The organism is Ideonella sp. FW305-24 (genome assembly GCF_058788035.1).
Genome location: NZ_JBYTAI010000003.1, coordinates 1 through 24,646 on the forward strand (window position 1 = coordinate 1; position 24,646 = coordinate 24,646).

General features: G+C 65.7%; 17 protein-coding genes and 1 pseudogene. 13 read left to right on the forward strand and 5 right to left on the reverse strand.

What is annotated here, in order from left to right; genetic code table 11:
* Positions 1–197 precede the first annotated feature (197 nt).
* A complete protein-coding gene (locus AC3WR5_RS08765) occupies positions 198–1,109 on the forward strand; it encodes an alpha/beta fold hydrolase (RefSeq protein WP_492483590.1) in 912 nt (303 codons plus the stop codon).
* A gap of 94 nt (positions 1,110–1,203) precedes the next feature.
* A complete protein-coding gene (locus AC3WR5_RS08770; protein ID WP_492483592.1) occupies positions 1,204–1,914 on the forward strand; it encodes a TetR/AcrR family transcriptional regulator in 711 nt (236 codons plus the stop codon).
* Positions 1,915–2,015: 101 nt separating this feature from the next.
* Here AC3WR5_RS08770 and AC3WR5_RS08775 read toward each other — a convergent pair.
* Both AC3WR5_RS08775 and AC3WR5_RS08780 read right to left on the reverse strand, forming a co-directional pair.
* Positions 2,016–2,204, reverse strand: a pseudogene (locus tag AC3WR5_RS08775) (SDR family NAD(P)-dependent oxidoreductase); the annotation flags it as partial.
* A 3-nt stretch (positions 2,205–2,207) separates the two neighbouring features.
* The gene (locus AC3WR5_RS08780) at positions 2,208–4,469 is read right to left on the reverse strand and encodes an ATP-binding protein (RefSeq protein ID WP_492483594.1); all 2,262 of its coding nucleotides are present in this window, start codon (positions 4,467–4,469) and stop codon (positions 2,208–2,210) included.
* Between the two features lie 399 nt (positions 4,470–4,868).
* Here AC3WR5_RS08780 and AC3WR5_RS08785 point away from each other — a divergent pair, with 399 nt between their 5' ends.
* On the forward strand, positions 4,869–5,684 hold the full coding sequence (locus AC3WR5_RS08785) for a transglutaminase-like domain-containing protein (RefSeq protein WP_492483596.1): 816 nt from the start codon (positions 4,869–4,871) through the stop codon (positions 5,682–5,684).
* A gap of 260 nt (positions 5,685–5,944) precedes the next feature.
* Here the strand turns inward: AC3WR5_RS08785 and AC3WR5_RS08790 are convergent, their stop codons facing one another.
* From AC3WR5_RS08790 to AC3WR5_RS08800, 3 genes are all read right to left on the reverse strand, one after another.
* A complete protein-coding gene (locus AC3WR5_RS08790) occupies positions 5,945–8,086 on the reverse strand; it encodes a hypothetical protein (protein WP_492483597.1) in 2,142 nt (713 codons plus the stop codon).
* 14 nt (positions 8,087–8,100) lie between these two features.
* Positions 8,101–10,779: a TonB-dependent receptor gene (locus AC3WR5_RS08795; RefSeq protein ID WP_492483599.1), complete on the reverse strand. Its 2,679-nt coding sequence runs from the start codon at positions 10,777–10,779 to the stop codon at positions 8,101–8,103.
* Positions 10,780–10,840: 61 nt separating this feature from the next.
* On the reverse strand, positions 10,841–13,036 hold the full coding sequence (locus tag AC3WR5_RS08800) for a GH32 C-terminal domain-containing protein (RefSeq protein WP_492483601.1): 2,196 nt from the start codon (positions 13,034–13,036) through the stop codon (positions 10,841–10,843).
* Between the two features lie 361 nt (positions 13,037–13,397).
* On the opposite strand from AC3WR5_RS08800, the gene AC3WR5_RS08805 reads away from it, so the two are divergent.
* The 10 genes from AC3WR5_RS08805 (at position 13,398) to AC3WR5_RS08850 (ending at position 24,401) form a co-directional block, all read left to right on the forward strand.
* Positions 13,398–14,426: a LacI family DNA-binding transcriptional regulator gene (locus AC3WR5_RS08805; protein WP_141286698.1), complete on the forward strand. Its 1,029-nt coding sequence runs from the start codon at positions 13,398–13,400 to the stop codon at positions 14,424–14,426.
* Positions 14,423–15,664, forward strand: a complete 1,242-nt coding sequence (locus AC3WR5_RS08810) for a sugar ABC transporter substrate-binding protein (protein WP_492483604.1) — start codon at positions 14,423–14,425, stop codon at positions 15,662–15,664. The genes AC3WR5_RS08805 and AC3WR5_RS08810 overlap by 4 nt, the downstream gene beginning before the upstream one ends.
* Positions 15,654–16,718, forward strand: coding sequence for a carbohydrate ABC transporter permease (locus tag AC3WR5_RS08815; RefSeq protein WP_492483606.1), 1,065 nt, complete (start codon positions 15,654–15,656; stop codon positions 16,716–16,718). Before AC3WR5_RS08810 ends, AC3WR5_RS08815 begins: the two co-directional genes overlap by 11 nt.
* The gene (locus tag AC3WR5_RS08820; protein WP_492483608.1) at positions 16,715–17,602 is read left to right on the forward strand and encodes a carbohydrate ABC transporter permease; all 888 of its coding nucleotides are present in this window, start codon (positions 16,715–16,717) and stop codon (positions 17,600–17,602) included. The genes AC3WR5_RS08815 and AC3WR5_RS08820 overlap by 4 nt, the downstream gene beginning before the upstream one ends.
* Positions 17,603–17,668: 66 nt before the next feature.
* Positions 17,669–18,724 (forward strand): ABC transporter ATP-binding protein, encoded by a 1,056-nt coding sequence (locus AC3WR5_RS08825; RefSeq protein ID WP_492483610.1) that lies wholly within the window; start codon positions 17,669–17,671, stop codon positions 18,722–18,724.
* A 28-nt stretch (positions 18,725–18,752) separates the two neighbouring features.
* Positions 18,753–20,267, forward strand: coding sequence for a glycoside hydrolase family 32 protein (locus tag AC3WR5_RS08830; RefSeq protein ID WP_492483612.1), 1,515 nt, complete (start codon positions 18,753–18,755; stop codon positions 20,265–20,267).
* A 161-nt stretch (positions 20,268–20,428) separates the two neighbouring features.
* On the forward strand, positions 20,429–21,562 hold the full coding sequence (locus tag AC3WR5_RS08835) for an FIST signal transduction protein (RefSeq protein ID WP_492483614.1): 1,134 nt from the start codon (positions 20,429–20,431) through the stop codon (positions 21,560–21,562).
* Complete coding sequence (locus tag AC3WR5_RS08840) at positions 21,559–22,677, forward strand: ATP-binding protein (protein ID WP_492483616.1); 1,119 nt, start codon at positions 21,559–21,561, stop codon at positions 22,675–22,677. The genes AC3WR5_RS08835 and AC3WR5_RS08840 overlap by 4 nt, the downstream gene beginning before the upstream one ends.
* A gap of 384 nt (positions 22,678–23,061) precedes the next feature.
* Complete coding sequence (locus tag AC3WR5_RS08845) at positions 23,062–23,661, forward strand: type IV toxin-antitoxin system AbiEi family antitoxin domain-containing protein (protein WP_492483618.1); 600 nt, start codon at positions 23,062–23,064, stop codon at positions 23,659–23,661.
* Positions 23,658–24,401 (forward strand): nucleotidyl transferase AbiEii/AbiGii toxin family protein, encoded by a 744-nt coding sequence (locus AC3WR5_RS08850; RefSeq protein WP_492483620.1) that lies wholly within the window; start codon positions 23,658–23,660, stop codon positions 24,399–24,401. Before AC3WR5_RS08845 ends, AC3WR5_RS08850 begins: the two co-directional genes overlap by 4 nt.
* Positions 24,402–24,646: the final 245 nt, after the last annotated feature.

Consider the following 24,646-nt stretch of genomic DNA (forward strand, 5'->3'; position numbering starts at 1 on the left):
GGGCCGATGGCCATCGCGATCATGGGCGGCCTCGTGACGGCCACGGCGCTGACCCTGGTCTTCGTGCCGGCGCTGTATGCCGCGTGGTTCCGCATCCGGCGCGACAGCCCGGCGCAGACACCGGCTGCGGCACCGCTCGCAGACACGGCCACACCCGCTGGCCATTGACGCACCCGTCAAATATTGGGGAAACAAGCTTGTCTGCAACCACCAATTCCCGTTCCGGAATCAGAATCCCGGGGACCACCGAACACTTTCTGGACCCGCTCGGGCCACAAGCCCGAAGCCATGGTCGACTGCGTTACCTCGCGGGCGGAACCGGGGCGCCGTTGGTCTTGCTTCACACCGTGCGCACGCAGGCCGAGCACTTCCGCAACCTCATCCCGCTGGTCCAGGATCGGTACACGGTGTACGCACTCGATCTGCCCGGCATGGGTTACTCGCAGATCGTGCCGGGTGCTTCCTACGACGAGCCCGCGATGCGCGATGCAGTGAAGCGCTTCATCACCCAACTCGACCTGCGCGACGTGACGCTGCTTGGCGAGTCGATGGGCGCCACGCTCGCCCTGACAGCCGCTGCAGATCTTCGCGAGAGAGTGCGGCGTGTCGTGGCGATCAATGCCTATGACTATGCGGGGGGAATCGCGCGGTCCAGCCTCCTGGCGCGGTTCATCGTGACCGGCGTGCTTGCCCCGGGCATTGGCCCGACCATCGCGGGTGTCGAACCCAAGGCGATCATGCGCGCCGTGCTGCGTGGAGGTCTCGGCGACACGACCGCCCTGACCGACGACTATGTCGATGAACTGCTGAAGGTCGGACGCGGCCCAGGCTACCCGGTCGTTGCCCGTGCGGTGTACGGGAACCTGCCCAGCCTCATCGCGGCCCGGTCCCGATATCCCGAGGTCGGCGTACCGGTCCATCTCATCTATGGAGAAAGGGATTGGTCACGACCGTCGGACCGACAGGCCAACAGGCGACTCCTTCCCACTGCTGAATTCATCCAGGTGCCGTACGCCGGTCACTTCATCGTCCTGGAAAGGCCTGACGTGCCCGCCAAGGTGCTGAACGACGCGATACGGCTCGCGGGCGTTCCAGAGATCGCGGCATGACCTCGCTCGATGCAACGTCCCCAGCCCAAATCCGGGACGCAAAGGATCAGACAGATGCGCCACTCGCGACGTCGCACTGAAAGCCAGGGCTTCAATGATCAATCGCACTGCCTTCCCGATCCGGCGGCGCAAGCAGGCGCGGCCTCAGGAGCTTCTGGATGCCGCCCTCAGCCTGTTCATCGAAAAGGGGTTTGCGGCGGCTCGTATCGACGAGATCGCCGCGCGCGCCGGTGTCTGCAAGGGCACGCTCTATCTCTACTTCGACAGCAAGGAAGATCTGCTCAAGGCATTGATCGCGCAGCGCTTCTCTTCCCGAGTCGCCATCTCGTTGCACGAGACAACCGATGTTCGCGCCAGCCCTGACATGCTTCGAGAGCTCATTGCCACGTGGCAGTCCGAGTTCGTCGCAGGAGAGGCCGGCGGGATCGTCAACCTGCTGTTCACGGAAGCCCGCAACTTTCCCGTTCTGGCCAATTTCTGGATGCGCGAGGTGATCACACCGACGCGCCTGCTCGTGTCCAGGATCGTCAAACACGGCATCGAGCGCGCCGAGTTCCGTGCCGTGGATCCAGACATCGTGGTGGATGCACTGATGCTGCCCTTGATCGCGGCCTGTCTGCACCGCCATGCGATCGCGCCCTATTCAACACTGGATGCCATGCCGTGCGGTCACGCCGACTTCAACGGCTACTTCGAGTTCGTTCTCGAAGGTCTGATGGATCGGCCTGCAGACAGCTCACAGTCCGATGCGGTGACTGCGCATCGCCCGTGCCCGGCCCGGCGGTGGCCGGGTGATCCACGATGACGTAGTACCCGCCGGGCTTCAGCCGCTCGTGGACAGCTCGATTGAAGAGGGCCGCCGTCGCGCCCTTGGCCTGCATCAGCGCGGTGTGTAGATCGTGATGGAACGCGGATGCGACGGTCCTTCAACTCCAAAGTCCACCCGCGCGAGAAGTTGCGCACAGCCGCCTTGCTCGCAGCGTAAGCAGTCAATCCTGGAAGCCTGAGCACATTCGAGACCGACGAGTTCAGGATGATCGAACCGCCGTCTTTGAAGAGGGGAAGGGCCTTCTGCACCGTAAAGCAATGTCCGCGCCGTCAGCCGCCATGTGTCGCGTCTCGCACCGCCTTGTCCAGCACCTCTCGCACCTTCACCGCCAGGTCGTCCAGCGAAAACGGCTTGGTGAGCAGGTTCACGCCAGCGTCCAGGCGGCCGTGGTGCACGATGGCGTTGCGGGAGTAGCCGGTCGTGAACAGCACCTTGATGCCGGGCTGCAGCACCTTGGCCCGCGCGGCGACATCTGCACCGGTCAGGCCGCCGGGCAAGACCACGTCGGTGAACAGCAGGTCCACGCCCTGCTTCTCCAGCACCGCCAGTGCCGCGGCGCCGTGGGCTGCTTCGATGACCCGGTAGCCCAGTTCCTGCAGCGCGGAAACCGAGAAGGCCCGAACGTCGGCATCGTCTTCCAGCACCAGGATGCGCTCGCCTTCGGCGCCCGGCACCGGCAAGGCTTCGTCATGCTCGGTCGGCTGGGCCAGCTGGTGGTAGCGCGGCAGGTACAGCTTGACCGTCGTGCCGATGCCGAGCTCCGAGTACAGCTGCACATGGCCATGCGACTGCTTGACGAAGCCATAGACCTGGCTCAGCCCCAGCCCGGTCCCCTTGCCCTCGGGCTTGGTGGTGAAGAAAGGTTCGAAGACGCGTGACATGGTCTGCGCGTCCATGCCCGCACCGGTGTCGGTCACGCTGATCACCACGTACTGGCCCGGGGTCACTTCCGCATGCCGCGCCGCATAAGCCTCGTCCAGGTGGCCGTTGGCGGTTTCGATGGTCAGCTTGCCGCCGGAGGGCATCGCGTCGCGGGCGTTGACCGCCAGGTTCAGCAGCGTGCTCTCAAGCTCGTTCGGATCGACCTCGGTGGTCCACAGGCCGCCGGCGCCGACCACTTCCAGCTCGACCGTTTCGCCCAGCGCGTGGCGCAGCAGCTCAGACATGCCCTGCACCACCACGTTGGCAATGAGGGGCTTCGGGTCCAGCGGCTGCCGGCGGGCAAATGCGAGCAGCCGCTGGGTCAACGAGCTGGCGCGTTTGGCACCGGACATGGCCTGCGCCGCAGCCCGGCGCAGGCGTGCCATCTCCTCTGGCAGGCCACGCGAGAGCAAGTCCAGGTTGCCGACGATCACCTGCAGCAGGTTGTTGAAGTCGTGCGCGATGCCACCGGTGAGCTGGCCCACGGCCTCCATCTTCTGCGCTTGCCGCAAAGCCTCGGCGTGCTGCAGCAGCTCGGCCGTTCGGTGCTGCACCTGCGTCTCCAGGCCGAGGTTGAGTTCGCGCAGCGCCGCCTCGACACGGCTGCGCTCGGCGATTTCCAGCTGCGCCTTTTCGAACAGGCGCATGTTGTCGATGGCCACCGCAGCCTCGCCCGCCAGGCCCTCGAGGTTGCGCTCGGAATCTTCCGTGAACACGCCCACGCGCGAGTGGCCGAAGAACAGCCCGCCGATGACCTCGCCCGAGCGGGAGATGACCGGCACTGCCAGGTAGCTGCGCACAGGCAGGTGCCCGGCCGGCATGCCGGCGTTCGGCGCGTTGCGGCCGTAGCGGGCGTCGCGCGTGATGTCGTCGGAGCGCACGATGTCCTCACCGCTGAAGGTCGGCGCAAACACCGCCGTGTTGCGTGGCATCGGGAACTGCGCGAACTTCTCCCTGGGCACGCCGGAGAGGCTGTAAAGCATGTAGCTCTCGCCGGCCGCGTTGACCAGGTTGTAGAAGAAGGCACCGAACTCCGCGCCGGTGAGCGCCACGCCGGCATCGGTGACTGCCTGCACGACCTTGTCCAGCTCGGTTTCACGGGCCAGCGTGCTGCCGGTCTGGTTCAGGATCTCCAACGCACGCGTGCGCTCCTGCAGAGCCAAGGCAAGCTGCTGCGCATCGGTGCGGTCGCGCAGGATCTTCACGAACCCCGAGCTGCCTTCGCCGCTGGCCATGCGCCGCGTTTCGCCGATGGCCCAGAAGCGCCCGCCCCCCTTGCGCAAACGCCAGCCCTCCGAGCCGCCGGTCCCCTGCAGCTTGGCCTGGCCAATCTCGGCCAGCAGGGCCGCCGGACCTCCCGCTTCTTCGGGAAAGATGACACCGAGCGAGCGGCCGAGCATTTCGCCCTCGGACCACCCCAGCAACCGCTCGGCACCCAGGTTCCAGCCGGTGACCAGGCCGTTTTCATCGAGCGTGATGATGGCGGTGTCAAGCGCGCTGTTGAGCACGTCCTGGTATCGCCTGAGCGTGGCCACCAGGTCTTCAGGGCTGCGCAGCAGCTTGGGGTCGAAGCTCGAGGACAGCGCAGCGGTAGGGCCAGAGGTCGACATGGGCGAGGTCCGGAAAGCAGCGCCGCAGCCTGCAGCGCCGAGGGTCTTGGAAGGTGATGGTAATGCCCTGCAAAGCGCTCCGGCCCGCTGGACATCCCGCGCAATGCATTCAGCCTGCCCTCCTCGCCGTCTGATCTGCTTGCGGGTGGGTCTGTGCACGCATGGTGCTGGCTTGGGACAGGTTGAAGAAATCTGCCCGCTGGCGCCGTCCTGGCGGATGCGCAGCAGCGGCGCCACGGCTCGGACGTAGGTTGACTCCCACAGCCGCAAGGCCGCCTGCCCGATGGCGGCCGGGGCGGACCCTTCCTACATTCGTCCTTGGGGCGCCAAAGACGGTGCCGCACCATCACCACGCCGGTGCGCTCGATTCGCGCCGGCCCATTGAAGCAGGAAGCTGTCTTGAAAATTCAAATCGGGTTCGACATCACGCTGGCCGTCAATTCGCCCAACGCCATCCTCTTGATGCTCAACGTGCATCCCGATCGCAAGCACGACGTGCTCAGCGGCGACGCCATCGTCGTCGAACCGGGCCTGGCCATCGAGAACTACACCGACGCCTTCGGCAATCACTGCGGCCGCATCAACGTGCCACCGAACGTGAACAGCGTCCGACTGCGGAACACGGCGGTCGTGCTCGACTCTGGCCGGCCCGACCCGGTGTGTCTGGACGCGATCCAGCATGCGCCGCAGGACCTGCCCCACGAGACCTTGCAATACCTGTTGCCCAGCCGATACTGCGAGGTCGACAGCGCCTTGATGGACTTCGCCTGGTCGCGCTTTGGCAGCACGCCACTGGGCTGGGCACGCGTGCAGGCCATCGTGGACTTCGTGCACGGCCACCTTCAATTCGACTATGGCCGGGCCCGTGCCAATCGCAGCGCCCTGGAAGGGTTCAATGAGCGCACCGGCGTGTGCCGCGACTTCGCCCACCTGGCCGTGACGCTGTGCCGCGCCATGAACATCCCTGCGCGCTACACGACCGGCTACCTGGGGGACATTGGCATCCCGCCGGTGCGCTCCCCAATGGACTTCAGTGCCTGGTTCGAGGTGTACCTGGGCGACCGCTGGCACACCTTCGACGCCCGCCACAACACGCCCCGGATCGGCCGCATCGTCATCGGCCGCGGGCGCGATGCGGGCGACGTCCCGATCACCATGACCTTTGGTCAACACCAGTTGATGCACTTCTCGGTGGTCACCGAGGAGCTGACTTGAGCCAACCGGCGACTGCGCCGCGCGGCCAGAAGCCCCTTCGGCGCTCCATCTTCTGGTCACGGTAGGGACGGAGATCGCCCACGCTGTCGCCGGCATGCCGGACGATGATCACCTTCCCTTTGGCATGGCCGCCCCGCCCGCGGTGCGCCCACAGGTCGAAGACGCAGTGCAGGCAGATGTTCGCCAGTGGCGGCGAGATCACGGCCCCTTGCGGGGTGCCTACCTGCCCTGCATCAGCTTTGCTTGCCCACTGTTAGGGCCTACTGCTTGCGCACGGCTCCCATGTAGACATGGTCGAAACTGAGGAAGCCACAACCGCCGGATTCGTTGTCGAATATCTGCACCTGCGCCTGCTTGCCGGCCTGGACCGACAGGTCCAGCGTCACCCAGTTCCCATCGTCCCTGATCGAGGACTGGTTACAGGAATTCGGTGTGTAGGTCGCGAGAACCTCGCCGGCAGCGTCCAGCACCTTCAGGCCAACGGTGCCGTCGGGATTGCCGCCAGACATCAGGAAATTCAGGAAGGGGCGCGCGGCATCTACGGTGAACAGCGGAGACGTCAGCGTGCCGGTGGAGGCATCGCAGCCCTTGTTGTTGCCGTTCATTTCGCAGGTGCTGACGGCTCCCACGCCGACCCGTGCGCCGCCGGATGTCCCCTTCCAGACATCGGCGTTGGCCGGATTGACGAAATCACCGGTGGCGGTCCAGACCTGCGCGGTGGCCATGGCATCGTCGAAGTCGCCGATCAGCTGCGCGAAGGCGTCGGCCGTCACCGTGACATTGAAGCCCAGCCTGGCCGTCATCGCTGCACTGAGCACGACCGTGCCGCCGTCCTTGCCTTGGCCCGAGGGGTTCCATGCGGTAGGCGACTGGTACCAATGGTCGGTGCTGACGAAGCCACAGCCGCCTGCCTCCTCGTCGAAGAGCTGGGCCTTGATGAAGGCGCCATTCAGGGCCGAGATGTCGATGTGGGTCCAGTCATCGTCGTTCTGGATGAAGGACGGTCCGCAGCTGTTCGGGCTGTAGCTCAGCAGCACATTGCCCAGTGTGTCCATGACGCGCAGGCCGACGTTCTTGCCCGCACCGCCGCCATGCATCAGGAAGTTCAGGTACGGGTCCGTCACCTTGAAGGCCGGCGAGGTCAGCGTGCCGGTCGGCGAGTCGCAGGGCGAGCCGGGGCCGCCGATCTCGCAGGTGCTGATGGCCGTGTCGCCGACGCGCGCGGCGTTGGCGTCCGTGCCAGTCGTGCCCTGCCAACTCGTCGCCGTCGGGTTGGCAAACACCCCGGTGCCGGCCCACCCGCGCTTGGCCACCATGTCCACCGGGTTCTCGAAGCTGGCGAAGGGCACCATCTTCTGGAACGCCACCGGACCTTCGACGCTGACCTTGACCGGCGTGAGCGGCTTGCTCAGCACGCCGGCATTGACACCGCGCGGCTCGTCGGTCTGGTAGAAGTGGTCGAAGGCGACGAAGCCGCAGCCGCTGGACGCATTGTCGAAGATCACCAGCTGCACCGTCTCGCCGATCAGGCCGCTGGTGTCGAAGTTGACGTAGTGCTGGTCGCCCTTGAGCACAGGATCCCCGCAACTGTTCGGGTTGTAGGTTCCCAGAACGACCGGGGCGCTGGCACCGGGCGGCGTGTAAAGCACCTGCGCGCCGACGTCGGGCCCGCCGTTGCCACCCGACATCAGGAAGGTGATCGAATCCTTCTTGATGAGCACGTTGTTGATCGCGATGCTGCCAGTCGGCGCATCACATCCCGCGCCGCCGATCTCGCAGGTGCTGACCGAGGCATCGCCGATGCGCGCAGCGATCGGCGCCATGCCCGGGTTCGAATACTCGAGATTGTTCCAGTTCGTCGTCGTGGCGAAGGCACCCGTCAGCGTGTACTTGGCCGTGTCCTGCTGCATCTGTGCCGGGTACTCGAAGCTGGAGATGACGTTCTCGGTGACGAAAGTGGTGTCGTCGGTGGTGACATGTGCCGAGGTGTTGGCCACGTGGCATGTCGGGCAGGCGGTCACCTTGATGGACAGGTTCAGCTTCGACGGCGTTGAGTAGCTGTCGTCAGCGACGACGGTGACCTGGTAAGTGTTGTCCTTGTCCGCATCGGCGGGATTCTGAAAGTCGGGCGGAATCGCGAAGCGGATGGAGCCATCGCCGTTGATCGCGAACAATGCCGCATCGGCGCCGGAGAGCGTGAGTTCGAAGGCGTTGTTGTCCGGGCTGCTGACCGTCAACTTCGCCACGGCCGTGGTGAATTCAGGCACGCTCAACGCACCCGGATCGGAGATGACCGGCGAGTGCGGCTGAGGCAGCGACTCGGCGCTGCCGCCGTTGCCACCACCGCAGGCGCTGAGCAGGACAAGTACGGGCAGGCTCAGCATGCAAAGCAGTTTTTTCATCATGGTTCTCCCACTCAGAAGAAGTAGGTGTACATGGCGCGCAGCGTGCGACCGAACAGCGGTCGGCTCACGCCGCGGTTGGTCGCGCCGTTGGGGCCCTTCAGGTCCACGAAGACCGGATCGCCCTCGGTGAACGAGAGGCGGTTGGTGATGTTCGAGACGTGGAACTGGATCGAACTCTTCTGGCTGAAGTCCCAGATGAAGCCGCCATCGAGGTGGTAGTACGCAGGGTAGAGCGTGACGTTGACGTCCTGCGATTCCGAGTAGCGGCTCCCGAAGTAGGTGTACTTGGCATAGGGCTTCAGCGGCAGGCCGGTGTAGGGCTTCAAGTCCCAGCTCGCCTGCAAGTTCGCCATGACCGCGGCAAGGCGGCGCGGTCGGCGGCCGTCCTCGCCGATCTGCTCGAAGGTGTAGCCGGTGACCACGTCGTTGACGCGCAGCTCCTTGACGGTCCGGTAGTTCGCGTCCACGACCTTCGGGTCCTGCACGAGGCCGTTGAAGCGCAGCTCCAAGCCCTTGACCTCTGACGGCCGCCACGCAGCTTCCAGCTCCAGGCCGACGTTCTCGATGCCGCGGCGGTAGAACTCGCGCACCAGCGGGCAGCTGTTGATGTCCACTGTCACCCCGGCCGGCGTGCAGCTTGGCGACGTGAAATCGCGGAAGTCCACGTACTGGTCGCGTGGGCTGAACTTGTTGTAGAACAGCGCCAGCTGGGTGTCCCAGGTCTTGGCGTAGTAACGGAGGCCGCCTTCGTACTGCATGATGCGCTCGACCTTGCTGCCGGGCTGGCTTGGGTCGAACTGCAGCTGGTTCAGCTGCTCCAGGCTCGGCAGCCGAAAGGAGCGCGAGACCAGGCCGTAGACGGCCAGGTTGGGCTGCACCGAGTAGTTGCTGCCCAGCGACCAGCCGGTGGCGCTGAGCTTGGAGTCAAGCCTCTGGTCGGCACCTGGCAGCAGGATCTCGTTGTCGGCCAGTGTGTCGGCGGTGCTGCCGGGCAGGACGCCGGCCGGCGTCAGGTCGCTTGTCTGGTCGCGCACGTTGTAGATCACGTTGGCGCGCTGCGTCTGGTGGCGCACGCCTGCGTCGATCTTCAGCCGGCCGTCACCCGTTTCCCAATGATCAAGGAAATACAGCGCTTCGCCCTTGACCTTGGCATCTGCCAAATAGCCATTGAAGCCCAGGCGCATCACGCCATTGGAAGTGACCGAGGGGCCGACAGGATTGCCCGCGGCATCGATGGCGCGCAGGTCTACCAACTGCGGATGCGCCTCCATCGTCGAGACCAGCAGCGACTGCTGAAAGTTCTGCCTGTTCGCATAGTTGGTGGCATATGCACCGAGGGTCAGCTGATGCTCGCCCAGCCACTGCACCGACTTGCCCAGCTTCAAGTCGAACGAGGTGCTGCGGGCCTCGGTCCTCGCGATGAAGGGAATCAGGTAGTTCAGATAGGCGCTGTCGGCGATGCGTGCGCCGCCGTCCACGCCATAAGCTGCCACGCCGACGGCGGTCGGGTAGAAGCTGCCGAAACGCAGCACGTCGTTGTTGAAGCGGGCATTGTTGAAGCGGGCGGCCGTGGTCGTGTCGTTGCCGGTGAACATGCCGTTGAAGCCGCTGCTGCCGTTCGAGTGCCGCAGGCCGGCGTCCAGCGTCCAGCCCGACTCGAACTCGTGGATGCCCTTCAGCGTGGTGATGTTGAAGTCGGGGTGGATGCCGTCGGCGGTGTCGATCTGGCGCTCACCGTACTCGCCGAGCATCCTGAAGCGGCGGTTCGACGAGGACGCCACCGTGCCATGCGCGAAATCGATGCCCAGCGGCCAGACCTGGTCCATGCGGATCTTGACAGGATCGGCCGGCGTACCCGGCGCGCTGATGGCCGGCACCTGGAAGGGCACGTTCTGGTAGAAGGCGGTGCGGTCGTTGATCTTCAGCGCGTGAAGCTGCACTTCGCTTCGACCGTCATCGGTCTGATAAACGAGATTGCCCCTCACCTGACCGCCCTTGTCAGCGGTGTAGCCGGTGTTGCGCAGGCCGTCGGAGGTGCGGTAGAAGCCGCCCACGGCGAAGGTCAGGTTCTTGCTGATCGGGCCGGAGACGAAGAGGTCATTGCGGACGAAGTTGTAGTCGGCCACTTCCAGCTTGTAGCCGCCCTCGAACTGCTGGCTGCCAGTGCGGGTGATGTGGTTGACAGTGGCGCCCAGGCCGTTGGAGTACAGGATGCCGCCAGTCCCTCCCTTGACCACTTCCACACGCTTGGTCATCAGGTCGTCGCGCACGGCGACGTCATTGTTCATGAAGGGCACCTCTGGCTCTTCGAACCAGGGCAGGCCGTCGATCAGCTGCGGTGCGTACCGGTAGCCACCAGTGACCGGCAGGCCGCGCACGGTGATGTTGTTGCTGGCTTCACCGGCGGTGCTGCCCTCGGCGAAGATGCCCGGCACGTTCTGCAGCAGGTCGGCGGTGCTGATCGGCGCCAGGCGCCGGATCTCCTCGGCCGACAGCGTGTTGATCGTGTTGGTCGAGTCCTTTTTCAGCGTCTGGCGCCCGCTGCTGGCAGTGCCGGTGATGACCACCTCCTGCGGCTTTTCGGCGCTCTCGGAGGCTTCGGGGGCCGGGGCCTGCTGGGCGAAGGCGGCCTGCGCTGCCAAGGCCACGGGCAACAGACGCCAGGCGATGGCGGCTCGTGGGTATTTCATCGTTCGTCTCCTGTGGATCCCCTTGCCGGGGTATTTCTCGAGGTCGGTGGTGGTGGGGCGATCAGGGTGGCGGCCGCAGCGGCCAGAGCTGAACCTGCGCGGTCATGGGTCTGTCTGAGGACAGGCGCAGGCCTGTGCTGGCGGGCAGGGTCGGGTAGCTGCGCAGGGAATAGGCTGCGGCGTCATTGACGAACACATCGACGACCGAGCCATCCACGAACACGCGCAGGCGGCGCATGACCCCGAACGCGGCGCGGTCGTAGTGGCCTTGCAAGCGCAGCGGGCCTTCGTTCTCGGCGGACAGGCTGGCGTGCGTCTTGTCGACGGACACGCTGCCCTGCTCGGGGTCGAAGCGCAGGCGGGTGAATTCGCCCCCGTCCGGCGAGGCCATCAGGTCCATGGTGACCGGGGCGGTGCCGCTCAGGTCGAGTTGCAGCTCGTAGGCCTGCATCCCGCTGGCCAGTCGCTGCGGGTGCTCGTCCAGCGCCAGCGCGCTGTCGGCGCGCAGCGGGTCGTCACGCAAGGCGCGCAGCTCCGGCGCTGGCGCCTGGCCCAGCGTGCGCCGATCGGGTCCCAGCGTCCACACCCGCGGCAAGCTGAAGACATGGGCCCAGCCGGCACGCAACTGCGCCGCCGGCGTGCGCCGCTCGTCCACGATGCCGATCGCGCGCAGGCTGCCATCCGCGGCGCGGCCCACCGTCGGTGCCAGGTGACCGGGCAGCAGGTCCAGGGGCTTAGGGCTGCGGTCGAAAGGCGTGAACAGGTCGCCGGACCATGTGCCGGTCCAGTAGACGGCGCGGGTGGCGGGCTCCCCGTACTTGCTCACCTTGCCGCCGATTGGATTGGCCAGCAGCAGCCACACGCCGTCGCCCAGCGGCACGAAGACCGGCATCTCCCAGATCTCGGAGCCGTTGTCGAGTTGGCGCCACGCGACGTCGGTGAAGCGAAGGGGCTTCCATTGAGGGCGCGCCTGCGAACGGTCCAGCACATAGTGCTGCAGTCCGCCGCCGCTCTCCAGCGCAGCACCGACGAGCATGTGCCAGGTGCTGCCCTCCTTCCACAGGAAAGGATCGCGAAAGTCGCGCAGGCCCTGGCTGTTCAGGACTGGGCCGAGCTTGCGCCAGTGGCGCAGTTGCGGATCCTCGCTGACGGCCATCGCCACGCCGGGGTTGGCGGCCGCCAGCCGGTCGCCATGGTTGACGCTGGTGTAGAAGGCAAGGGCTTTGCCTCCGTCCTCGATCACGTGCCCGGACCAGATGCCCTTCATGTCAAAGCCGCTGTCTTCCGTTTGCAGCTCGGGCCACAGCGCGTCGGGCAGGTGTTTCCAGCTCACCAGGTCGGTACTTGTCATGTGGCCCCAGTGCATCAGGGTCTTGTAGGGACCGTTGGGTGTGCGCTGGTAGAACAGGTGCCAGGCGTTCCCGACGCGGATCAGGCCGTGCGGCTCGTTGGTCCAGTTGGCCGGCGGCATCGGATGCACGCGCGGGCGCTGCGTGTCGCCAGCGAAGCGTGTGGCCGGCACTACAAGCGAGGCTTCGGCATCGGGCGCGACGGCCGGAACCGGCAGGCGCCTGATCTGCTCGACGCTCAGTGCCGAGGGATAGACAGCCAACTCGTCATAGGCGGCATTCAGGCGGTTGACGATGAAATCCAGGATGCGCGCCTCGATGGCCGGTGCCGCCAGCGTCAGCGGCACGGCCGACAGAAGCAGGCGCATGCCGGGTTGGCCGCTGGCGGTGCCGAGCAGCGCGCCGTCCTGGTAGAGGCGAACGAGACCGGCTTGCGGATCCACGCTGACGATCACCTGCACCCAGCGGCGCAGCGGGAAGCGCTGTGGCGCCAGCAGCTCCAGCATGCCCGCCGAGGTGGCGATGCGGAAGCCCCAGCGGCCAAAAGCGTCGACATGCAGGTCGAAGCCTTTGCCGTCCTGCGACTGCTGGGCGATCGAGGAGGGAGACAGCTCGTCGACCGGCACTTCCCGATCGGAAGGGAAGCTTTCCAGCGCCAGCCAAAGCGACAACGTGAAGCCGGCGTGGGCGTCCAGAGGCAGCGCGGCCTGGATGTAGCTGGAAAAGCCATCGGTGCGCCAGGCACTGCCGATCACGCCCGGCACCACGTCCGGTGCGCGGAACTGCGTGTGGATCGTCGCGCCCACGGGCAGCTCGCCCTGGGCCAGCCGGTCGAAGTTCAGCGCGAGCAGTGGCGCCGGCATCGGCTGCGCCGATGCAAGCCGCGCACCGAGGCAGATGAAGGCCATGCCCAGCCGCATCCATCGATAGACATCTGGATCGCGCGGGGCACGGCCGCCGGCCCCATGCACCGCGCCCGGCCTGCGGTCGCCGGAGGCCTTGACCGATGTGCAAAAGAAAAAGTCCGGCATAATGTCTATCGATAGCCATTTTATTGGAAAGACAGGCGCCGAACACCTGAGAGAGGCTTCGGCGCCAAAATGTCTATCGATAGTATTTGCGGGAAAGAGAAGCCGTTCCTGGTGTTTCCCCGAGGTTCCGGGCCGGCATTCAACGCCTCGGGTAAACACGCAGTGCATCGTCTTCCCTGGAAACTACCATCGATAGACAAAATGCCGCTGAACAGAGACGAAAGACGAGCTGGCCCCGATGAATGACGCTTCGACCATCTACCAGGTCGCCGACCAGGCCGGCGTTTCGGTGCGTACCGTATCGCGCTACCTGAACGACCCGAACTGCATCTCTCAGAAGACCTCCGCCAAGATCGTCGCGGCGATGCGCGAGCTGCAGTTCCGCCCTTCCGTCGCGGCCCGTGCGCTGAAGGGCGTGAAGCCCAACCTGATCGGCATCGTGTCCGACCGCATCACCACGAGCCCCGACTCATTCGAACTGATCAAGGGCCTGCAGCTGGCCGCAAAGGCGCTGGGCAAGCGCCTGTTGATCGCCGAATGCGGCGGCGTGGACGCCGACGTGCCGGAACTGATCGATGGACTGATCGAGCACCGAGTGGACGCGCTGATCTTCGCCACCCATTTCCACCGCGCGCTTGATGCGGCCCAGCTGAGGCGCGCCGAAGGCACGCGCCTGGTCCTGCTCAACTGCTACCTGCCGGGCGGCGAGGTCCCCAGCGTCGTGCCGGACGACGAGCAGGGCGCGCGCGACGGCCTGGCCCATCTCTACACCCACGGTCACCGCCGCATCGTCGTGTTCGAGCTCTTTCCGGACATGCGCGCCACGCAGCTGCGCCACCGCGGCTTCCTGAAGGCCGCGAAGGCGGCGGGCCAGCCCGAACCGGTCTTCGTGCAGGGCTCGCAAGGCGCATCGATCGAGGATGAGTTCGCCGCGATCGATTCGCTGGTCGGCCAGGTGCTGCGCGAGCACAGGCCCACCGCGATGCTGGCCGGCAACGACAAGATGGCCGCCCGCATCATCCAATGCCTGCACAAACGCCAGATCGCCGTGCCGGGCCAGGTCTCGGTGCTGGGCTTCGACGACCATCCGATGCTGGTCCATGCCACCGACCCGCCGCTGACCAGCGTGCGCCTGCCCTATCTGCAGATGGGCCGCCGCGCCGCGCAGATGGCTTGCGACGAAAGCGCCTCAGGCGCCATTCGCGAGCGCTGCGAGGTTCAGGTGCGCGCCTCCGTGGCCGCGCCCCCGGGCAGGAAGCCCAAATGAGGCCGGCCATCCTGCTGCTGGCGGCCACGCTGGCCGCCGGGGCGGCCCTTGCCGAACCGGTCGAGATCCAGGTCTGGCGCCACCAGACCGGCGATGCCGACATGCGGGCCAGCGCCGCCGCCGAGGCCCGCTTCAATCGCCAGCAGTCGCGATGGCACGTCGTCGTCGAGACGCTGCCCCAAGGCTCCTACCAGCAGTCGGTCATCGCTGCGGCAATGACGAAGAAGCTGCCCTGCGTGCTCGACCTCGACCAACCGGCGGTACCCAATTTCGCCTGGGCCGGCCATGTCCAGACGCTGGAAGGCGCGCTGCGGCCGGCCGGCGTGGAGGCACTGATCCCCGGCGCGCGCTCGACGTTGAAGGGCAAGCTCTACGCCGTGGGCCAGTTCGACGCGGCGCTGGCCCTGTTCGCCCGCAGGAGCGTGCTGGCCACGCACGGCATTCGCCTGGCGACGATGGCGCAGCCCTACACGGCCACCGAGTTCCGCGACATCCTGCGCAAGCTGAAGAACGAAGGCTTCCGCTATCCGCTGGACCTGAATGCGCAGTGGACCGGTGAATGGGTCAGCTACGGCTTTTCGCCCTGGCTGCAGAGCGCCGGCGCCGACCTGATCGATCGCAAGAACTTCACGCGGGTGGACGGCGTGCTCAACGGCGATGCTGCGCTGGGCGTCGTCGACTACTACGGCTCGCTGTTCACCGAGCGGCTGGTGGCGCGCAAGCCGGTCGACGACCAGTCCTTCACCAGCGGGCGCGCCGCCTTCCACTACACGGGCTCCTGGTCCGCCAAGGACTACCTCGCTCGCATCGGCGACGACCTGGTTGCGCTGCCGCCGCCGGCCTTCGGCGCCCAGCCGCGCATCGGCGCAGGTTCCTGGCAGTGGGCGGTGTCGAGCAGTTGCCCGCATCCTGAAGGCGCACGGCAGTTCATCGAATTCCTGATCTCCGCGCCCGAGATCGCTGCCTTCTCGCAGGCCACCGGCCTGATGCCCACCAGCGAGGCGGCAGCCGACCAGACCGCGCTCTACCGCCCCGGCGCCTTTGGCCGCAGCTTGTTCGAGTACGCCCGCGCCTATGCCTTGTTGCGGCCCGAGACACCGGCCTATCCGATGCTGTCCAGCAGCTTCGAGCGGGCCCTGAAGGAGGTGCGCGAGGGCGGCGATTCCGCCGAGGCGCTGGACCGGGCGGTCGAGGCGATCCAGCAGGACCTCAAGCGCAATCGCAACTATGGCTTCTGACCCGAACTCCCGCCTCGCCCAGGCGCACTGGTCCGAGGTGGCCGTGCTCGCCGGCCCAGCCCTGCTGCTGTTCGCAGCCTTCGTGCTGCTGCCCTTTGCGCTGGCCGTGGGCTTCAGCTTCACCAATGTGAAGCTGCTGCAGACCGAGCGCATCGAATGGACCGGGCTGGACAACTACACGCGCATGTTCGCGCTCAAGGTGGTGGACGCACCGCCGGCCGCCAGCGAGACCGAACGCGAGTTGCCGCAGCGCCAGTGGCGGCGGATGAAGCGAGAGGCACCCGCGGGCCTCGACGGCTATCAGTACCTCGGCCATGTGTCGCTGGCCGGCCGCCATTACCTCGTCGGTGCGCGCGATCCGCAATTCCTGCGCTCGATCGCCAACACCTTCCTGTTCGCGCTGATGGTCGTGCCGCTGCAGACGGCACTGGCCTTCGCAATGGCACTTTGGGTCAACCACGGTTTCCGCGGCCGGGTGGTGCTGCGCACCGTGTTCTTCTCGCCGGTGGTGACCTCGATGGTCGTCGTCGCAGCGGTCTGGGGCCTGATCCTGCACACCGAAGCCGGCCTGGCCAACCAGCTGCTGCGCGTGATCTTCGGCGACAACGCGCCGCAGCCGGACTGGCTGGGCGACCCGCACCTGGCCATGCTGTCCATCGCCATCATGTCGGCCTGGCAAGGCGCGGGATTCCAGATGCTGATCTTCCTGGCGGGCCTGCAGGGCATCTCCATCGACCAGTACGAAGCAGCCGACGTGATGGGCGCCAGCCGTTGGCAGAAGTTCGTCTACATCACCTTGCCGGGCCTCAAACGCACGCTGGTCTTCGTCGCCCTGTCCACCACCATCATGGCCTTCGGCCTGTTCACCCAGGTGGACGTGTTGACCGGCGGCGGGCCGATGGATTCGACCAGCACGCTGATCTTCCATTCGATGCGCGTGGGCTTCCGCGAGCAGGACATTGCCTACGGCTCGGCGATGACGCTGTTCTTCTTCGTCTTCGTGCTGCTGCTGTCGCTGGGGCAGAAGAAACTGATGGAAAGGTCCAGCCGATGATGAACGGCAAACGCGCCACCGGCCCGAGCGAGGTGGCGAAATCCTTGCTGCACATCGCGCTGATGCTGCTCGCCGGCCTGGTCTTTGCCTATCCACTGCTCTTCATGGTGGCGGCCAGCTTCAAGCCGGGCGAGGCGCTGTTCACCGACCTGGGCAAGCCGACCGCGCTGCTGCCCGACGCTCGCTGGTCGCTGAACAACTACCGGGCGGTGTTCGAGAAGGGTGCCGTCGGCGCCTACCTGCTGAACTCGGGGCTGATCGCCCTGGTCAGCGTGTCTGCCGGCATCTTCATCAACAGCGCAGCCGCTTTCGCGCTGGCCAAGTTGAAGTGGCGCGGCCAGGGCCTGGTGCTCACGCTTGTCATCGGCCTGCTGATCGTGCCCTTCGAGGTGCTGGCGATCCCGATGCTGCTGATCGTCTCCAAGTTGCCCTGGTTCGACGCCAGCGGCCTGACCATTGGCTGGCTGGACACCTTGCACGTGCAGATCATTCCCTTCCTGGCCAATTCCTTCTGCGTCTTCCTGTTCTACCAGTTCTTCAAGGACGTGCCCGACGAGCTGGTGGAGGCCGGACGCATGGACGGCGCCGGCGCGCTGACCATCTACCTGCGCCTGGTGCTGCCGGTGTGCAAGCCGGTGATCGTGACGGCCGCGATCATCCTGTTTCTGGGCATGTGGAACCAGTACCTGTGGCCGGTGATGACGGTGCACACCGCCAGCGCCCGGCCCGTGATGGTGGGCCTGCAGCAGTTCTTCGGCCGCAGCACCCAGTGGGGCGAGGTGATGGCCTATGCCTGCCTGATCACGCTGCCAGTGATGGTCTTCTTCCTGCTGTTCCAGAAGCAGTTCATTCGCTCGGTCGTCGGCGCAGGCATCAAGGGCTGAAACCTGCCCGCACATCCTCGCACATCGCCACATTTGTCTATCGGTAGCCAGTGAAGTTCAATCGACATGCCGAACATCGTTTTCCAGCACGCAGACAAGCGCTACGACGAGCGCATGGAGCGCTACGTCTTCCGCGACTTGAACCTTCACATCCGTCGTGGCGAGTTCACCGTGCTCGTCGGTCCCTCGGGCTGCGGCAAGTCCACACTGCTGCGGATGATCGCGGGGCTGGAAGCCGTCAGCGGCGGCCGCCTGATGTTCGATGACCTGTGCGTCAACGACCTGCCGCCGGTCAAGCGCGGAGTGGCGATGGTGTTCCAGAACTACGCGCTCTACGCCCACATGACGGTCTACGACAACATCGGCTTCGGCCTGAAGATCGCCGGCCTGCGCCGGGCCGAGCGCCATGCGCTGATCCTCGATGCCGCCCGCCAGCTCCAGCTCGAGGAGCTGCTGCAGCGCAAGCCCACACAACTCAGCGGCGGCCAGCGCCAGCGCGTGGCCATCGGCCGCGCCATCGTGCGCAAGCCCACCGCCTACCTCTTCGACGAGCCGCTGTCCAACCTCGATGCCAACCTGCGCGGCCAGATGCGGGCGGAGATCGCCGAGCTGCACCGCCGCCAGGGTGTGACCACCGTCTACGTGACGCATGACCAGGTGGAAGCGATGACCTTGGCGGACCGCATCGTCGTGCTCAGCCGCCAGGGCCTGGAGCAGTTCGGCACGCCGGACGAGCTCTTCGACACGCCGGCCAATGTCTTCGTCGCCGGCTTCATGGGCACGCATCGGATGAACCTTGTCCCGGTGGACGCCGCCCACGCGCCTCAGTTGGCGCTGCTGACCGGCCGCTCGGTCGAGGCGCTGGCCGCCGCTGGCATTGCCACCATCGGCGCGCGGCCCGAGGACATCGCGCTCGTCGCGGGCGCGGCCGGCAGCGTGCAATTGGTCGAACGGCTGGGCGCCGAATCGCTGGTTCACCTGGTCGTCACCGGCGCGTCCACGCCGCTCACCGCGCTGACCACTGACCGCAGCCTCGCCTTCGGCCAGCCGCGCTCGCTGCGCGTCAACGCCGACAAGCTCCATCTCTTCGGCCCGCAAGGCCAACGACTTCCCTCGCCCTGACCGAGCTCGCACCACCGTGACCACACCGATGCCGACGACCGATGCCGACCAGCATGCCTGGCGGCCCCGCTACCACTTCTCGCCGAAGCGCCACTGGATGAACGACCCCAACGGGCTCGTCCACTTTGACGGCGAATACCACCTCTACTACCAGTACAACCCGCAGGGCGACGACTGGGGAAACATCAGCTGGGGCCATGCGGTGAGCACCGACCTCACGCGCTGGCAGGAGTTGCCGGTGGCCATCCCCGCGACGGACAGGCTGATGGCCTTCTCGGGCTCCATCGTCGTGGACCATGCGAACCGTGGCGGCTTCGCGCCGGCCGGCGCCACCGTCCCGGCACTGGTGGCCTTCTTCACCGGCTTCGACCCGGGAACCAAGATCCAGTCCCAGCACCTGGCTTTCAGCCTCGACCGGGGCCGCACATTCACGCCCTATGCAGGCAACCCGGTGCTGGACATCGATTCCACCGAGTTCCGCGACCCGAAGGTGTTCTGGCACGAGCCGACGCAGCGCTTTGTGATGCTGGTGGTGGTGGCGCTGGAACAGCAGGTCTGGTTTTATACCTCCCGCAACCTGGTGGAGTGGACCCGTGTCTCGACCTTCGGCCCCGCCGGCTCGGCCGACGGGAACATCTGGGAAGTGCCCGAGCTGTTCGCGCTGAGCGTCGACGACGACCCCACTCGCAAGCGCTGGGTGCTGATCGTCTCGGTCAACCACGGCTCGCTGTGGGGCGGCAGCGGCGTGCAGTACTTCATCGGCGATTTCGACGGCACGCGGTTCGTCGCCGATGACGCGCAGCCACCGACGCTCTGGGCTGACCACGGCCGCGACTTCTACGCCCCGATCATGTTCGCCAACATGCCGGACGAGCGCGTGCTCTGGCTGGGATGGTGCAGCAACTGGGAATACGCCCGCGAACTGCCAACGCAGCCCTGGCGCGGCCAGCAGTCGGCGCCGCGTGAGCTGAGCCTGGTCACCACCCCGCGGGGTTTGCGCCTGCGCCAGCGCATGGCGGCGGAGATGAAGGCGCTCGTCGGGCCAGAACCGCTGTTCACCGCGCGTGAGAACTCTGCGCACGTGACAGCGGCATCGCTGGCCCAAGCCGGTATTCAGGGCAGGCAGCTGATGGTGCGTCTGCGCGCGCTTCGGGCCGGCCTGGACTCACCCATCGGACTGGAGCTGCTCAAGGGCGCAGGCGAATCCGTGCATGTGGGATTTGACCCTGAACGCAACAGCTTCTTCATTGACCGGAACTGCGCGGCGCCCCGCTTCAAGGGTCAGTCCGAGAGGCACGATGCACAGCGGCTGTCCAACGCCAACGAGATAGAGATCGAGGCATGGATCGACGGCAGCCTGATCGAAGTCCTGGCAGACGGCGGCAGCGTTGCGTTGACAGATCTTGTCTATGCGCGTCCAGAAGCGTCATGCCTTGGCCTTTTCCATGGCGCCGCTGCCACGGTTCGCTTGCTCGAGGTGCATGCCATGCAGGCCACATTGTGTTCCCCGGACGGTCTCCAGGTCGAAGCGCGACATCTCTGACGCACGGCATCGAAGGTCAATCCGAGGTTTCGATCCGGACGAGAGGCGCAAAACAGGCTCAAGTGGCGCTCCAACTTGTCGAAATGTCCAAGAGACGCTGGTGCCCGCTCCATGTCAGCAAGATGCGGTGTGTTGATGCCGCGCCCACCTGGAGAAGACCCATGAAGATTCGACAGCGCCTGTGGACGCCCGCCGTCGGCTGGACAGACGGATCCCCCGCCGCCGGCGACCGCGATCAACTCGTGCTTGCCTTCGGTTCACCGGACACTCTTCGCCAACAAGGGCTATTCGATCAGTTGCGGGCGTGGCACCCGAATGCCCTGATCGCTGGTTGCTCGACCGCCGGAGAGATCCTCGGTACGCGTGTGCACGATGACTGCCTCGTGGCGACGGCCGTGCAATTCGAGCGCAGCGTGATCGACTGGGTACTTGTTCCGGTCGCCGAAGACACGGATGGCCGCGAAGCGGCAGAACAGATCGCGCTCAAGCTGGTGCGCCCGGGCCTGCGACACGTGATGACGTTTTGTGACGGCCTTGTGGTCAACGGCACGTCGTTCGCCAAGGCTTTGCGCGAGCGCCTGCCCGAGGGCGTTTGCGCTACCGGAGGGCTGGCGGCCGACTCCGACAGGTTCATCGAGACCTTGGTCATGTGCAACGGCATCGGGCAGAGCCGGCAGGTCGTTGGCATTGGCTTCTATGGCGATGACTTGCTCGTCGGATATGGCAGCGTCGGTGGCTGGGACAGCTTCGGGCCCCTTCGCACCGTGACTCGCTCGCGAGGCAACGTGCTTTTCGAGCTGGATGGCAAATCGGCACTGGAGCTCTACAAGAGCTACCTGGGCGAACACTCGTGCGGATTGCCCGCGACGGGTTTGCGCTTCCCCTTGCTGCTGGAAGACGGGCGCGGCGGTGCCGGGCTGGTACGCACCGTGCTGGGCATCGACGAAGCCTCCGGGAGCATGACCTTCGGGGGTGACATCCCCGAGGGGGCCAAGGCCCGTCTGATGAAGGCCAACTTCGATCGCCTGGTAGATGGCGCGTCCGGTGCCGCGTCCGAAGGGCTGCGGCGGCTGGGCCGCGACGATGCGCAATTGGCCGTCCTGATCAGTTGCGTCGGCCGAAAACTCGTGCTGCGCCAGCGCATCGAGGAAGAGATCGACGGCGTTCGCGAAGTGCTTGGCGATACGGCGCTTGCCGGCTTTTACTCCTACGGCGAACTCTGCCCGCAGGGGACGCTTGGTGGATGCGAACTGCACAACCAGACGATGACGATCACGACTTTCTCAGAGGTATGAATCCCTCCCATCACAAGTTGCTTCGACGTCAGCTGCGGCGCGCATTCGGCGACACCTATGCGCTGCCCACCGGGCTGGAGCTGCTGCTGGGGGCGGTAAGCCAGGCGTACGAAGATGCGGACGGAGAGCGCATGCTCATCGAGCGGGCGCTCGAAATGATGTCTCTCGAACTCAACGAGCGCAATGAACAGCTGCGAGCCGACCTGCGCGAGCGCCAGCAGGCGCGTGACGAACTGCAACGCCGGACCGACGAACAGCAGGTGCTGATCAAGCGCCTGGAGGAGGCCCACCATCAATTGCTCCAGTCCGAGAAGATGGCTGCCATTGGCCAACTCGCCGCCGGAGTGGCGCACGAAATCAACAATCCGATCGCCTTCATCACGTCCAACCTCGGCACCCTGCGCGATTATTCGAAGTCGCTGCTCGCCATCGTTGCGGCGTACGAGGCGCAGGAGCATGTGTTCAGTGCGGCCGCCTTGTCGGACCTGCACCGGATCAAGGACGTCAACGACTACGCATTTCTGAGCCAGGAGGTGCTGCAGCTGGTGGACGAATCCAAGGACGGCGCCCTCCGAGTGAAGCAGATCGTCCAGGATCTAAAGGACTTCTCGCATGTGGGCGAGCAAGGCTGGCAGTGGGCAGATCTCCACAAGGGGCTGGACAGCACCCTGAACATCGCCAACAACGAGATCAAGTACGTCGCCGAGGTCAAGCGCTGCTATGGCAACATTCCGCAGATCGAATGCCTGGCGTCGCAACTGAACCAGGTGTTCATGAATCTGTTGGTCAACGCCGCACACGCGCTTCAGGGAATGATGGGATGCATCGTTGTCACGACCGGGTGCGAAGGCGATGACCACGTCTTCATCGACATCTCGGACAACGGTTGCGGGATCCCGCCCGAGAATCTGAAGCAGATCTTCGATCCTTTCTTCACCACGAAGCCCGTCGGCAAGGGCACCGGTCTCGGGCTGTCGCTCTCGTACGGCATCGTCCGCAAGCATGGCGGCCGCATCGCAGTCACCAGCGAGGTCGGCGTCGGCACCAGCTTTCGCATCTCGCTGCCGGTGCGGCAGGTTGTCGGTAGCGCACCCGACGCCACGCCCGCGTCATAGACGACCCCAGAAGTCGCGCGCCGCACTTACCCGCCCACTGCGCCAGTGTCGAGCGGGCAATCAGATGACCGGCGCGCTCGAAGATGCGCTCCTGGCCATGCCAGCAGGTGAGTGGCGCGGGAATCGCGCCCTCGCGCACTCCCAGAACCGGAAGTGAACCTCTCGACTCATTGGCACCGACTTGACCGGCCCCTGTACGGGTTGAGTGCCTGTGGCGTGCCGGTGCGGCAGGTGGGCCATCGAACGCATCGTTCACTGCCGCACAGGCATGGAGAAAGCGACCTGGCCATGGCGCAGGACCGGTGAGCTGTGAGGCCAAAGCCCCTCGCTCGATTGAAATCCGCATCACTTGAATAAAAGTAATGCAGATATTAAACTTCCCCAATGACCCAGTCTGACCACATCCTCGAACTTGCCCGGCACCGGCGTGTGCTGCGGGCAGCGGATGTGCGCGAGCACGGCTGGTCACCGCAGCTTCTGATCCGACTGCACCAGGCCGGCAAGCTGCAACGATTCGCCCGCGGCCTGTACGGGCTGGCCGACGCCGAAGCCACCGAGCACCAGACGCTGATCGAGGTTTGCCAGCGCGTGCCAAAGGCCGTGCTCTGCCTGCTGAGTGCGCTGCAATTCCACGAGATCGGCACGCAGCTGCCGCACGAAGTGTGGATCGCACTGCCCGAGGCGACACAGACCCCGGCGCTGAGCTACCCTCCGCTGCGCATCGCACGCCTGCGCGGTGCCGCGTACAGCGACGGTATCCAGACCGTGGCCGACCAGGGCGCACCCATCCGCGTGTACAGCGCCGCCAAGACGGTGACCGACTGCTTCAAGTTCCGCAACAAGATTGGCCTGGATGTGGCGCTGGAGGCGCTGAAGGATGCTTGGCGCAGCCGCAAGGTCAGCATGGCAGAGCTGAGCCACTTCGCCAAGATCAACCGGGTCGAACGTGTCATGCAGCCCTACCTGGAGGCGGTGACGCAATGAGCGCAGCGCAGGGCCGCCCCAAGCAAGCTCGCACCGCAGCCCGCGAGGGCGGAGGTCACGCATCCTCCAGCAACCTCTCCGCGTCCATCCTGGCTCGACTTCTGACCCTCGCCAAACAGCGCGGCGACGACTACAGCCTGCTGCTCAACCGATTCGGCATGGAGCGCCTCCTGGCGCGCGTCAGCGTGTCTGCGCATGCCGACCGCTTCCTGCTCAAGGGCGCCCTGCTCTTTGCGCTGTGGTACGACACGCCGCACCGCCCGACTCGGGATGCCGACTTGCTGGGCTTTGGCCCGGACGATGAAGCGAACCTGATCGCCACTTTCAGGGAAGTCGCTGCCATGGACCTGGGCGACGGCATTGTGTTTGACCCTGACTCTGTGAAGGCGGATGCCATTCGCGAAGACAACACCTACGGCGGCACCCGCATCAAGCTGGTGGCACGTATCGGCTCCGCACGCTGCGCGCTGCAGATCGACGTGGGCTTCGGTGATGCCGTGACGCCAGGGCCGCAGACGGTGGCCTATCCCACCTTGCTGGGTGACTTCCCGGCTCCCACGCTGCGGGTCTATCCGGTGTACACCGTGATTGCAGAGAAGTACCAGACCATGGTGATGCTGAGGCAAGCGAACAGCCGCATGAAGGACTTCTTCGACCTCGCGGTGATCGCACGGCGCACGGAACTGGATGGTGCCACGCTGGCCGCAGCCATCGCCGCCACCTTAGAGCCCGGAGAGTGACGGCGCTCATGTCCTCGACGTACTTGGCGATCGACACCGCCAGACCTCGATCAGATCTGTCATCGGACAGCGCGAGTGCCCGCGAAATCTCCAGCCAAGCACCGATCGCCGTTTCACGTCGGGCCATCGCCTTGGCACCATCGTTCTCGGTCAGCCGGTGCAAGCGCAACCGCCCTTCTTCCTTTGCCTTGATGCGCCAGAGCGGCTCGTAGTTGCGCGCCTGCCCGCGCGTCGCCTGCCTCGTC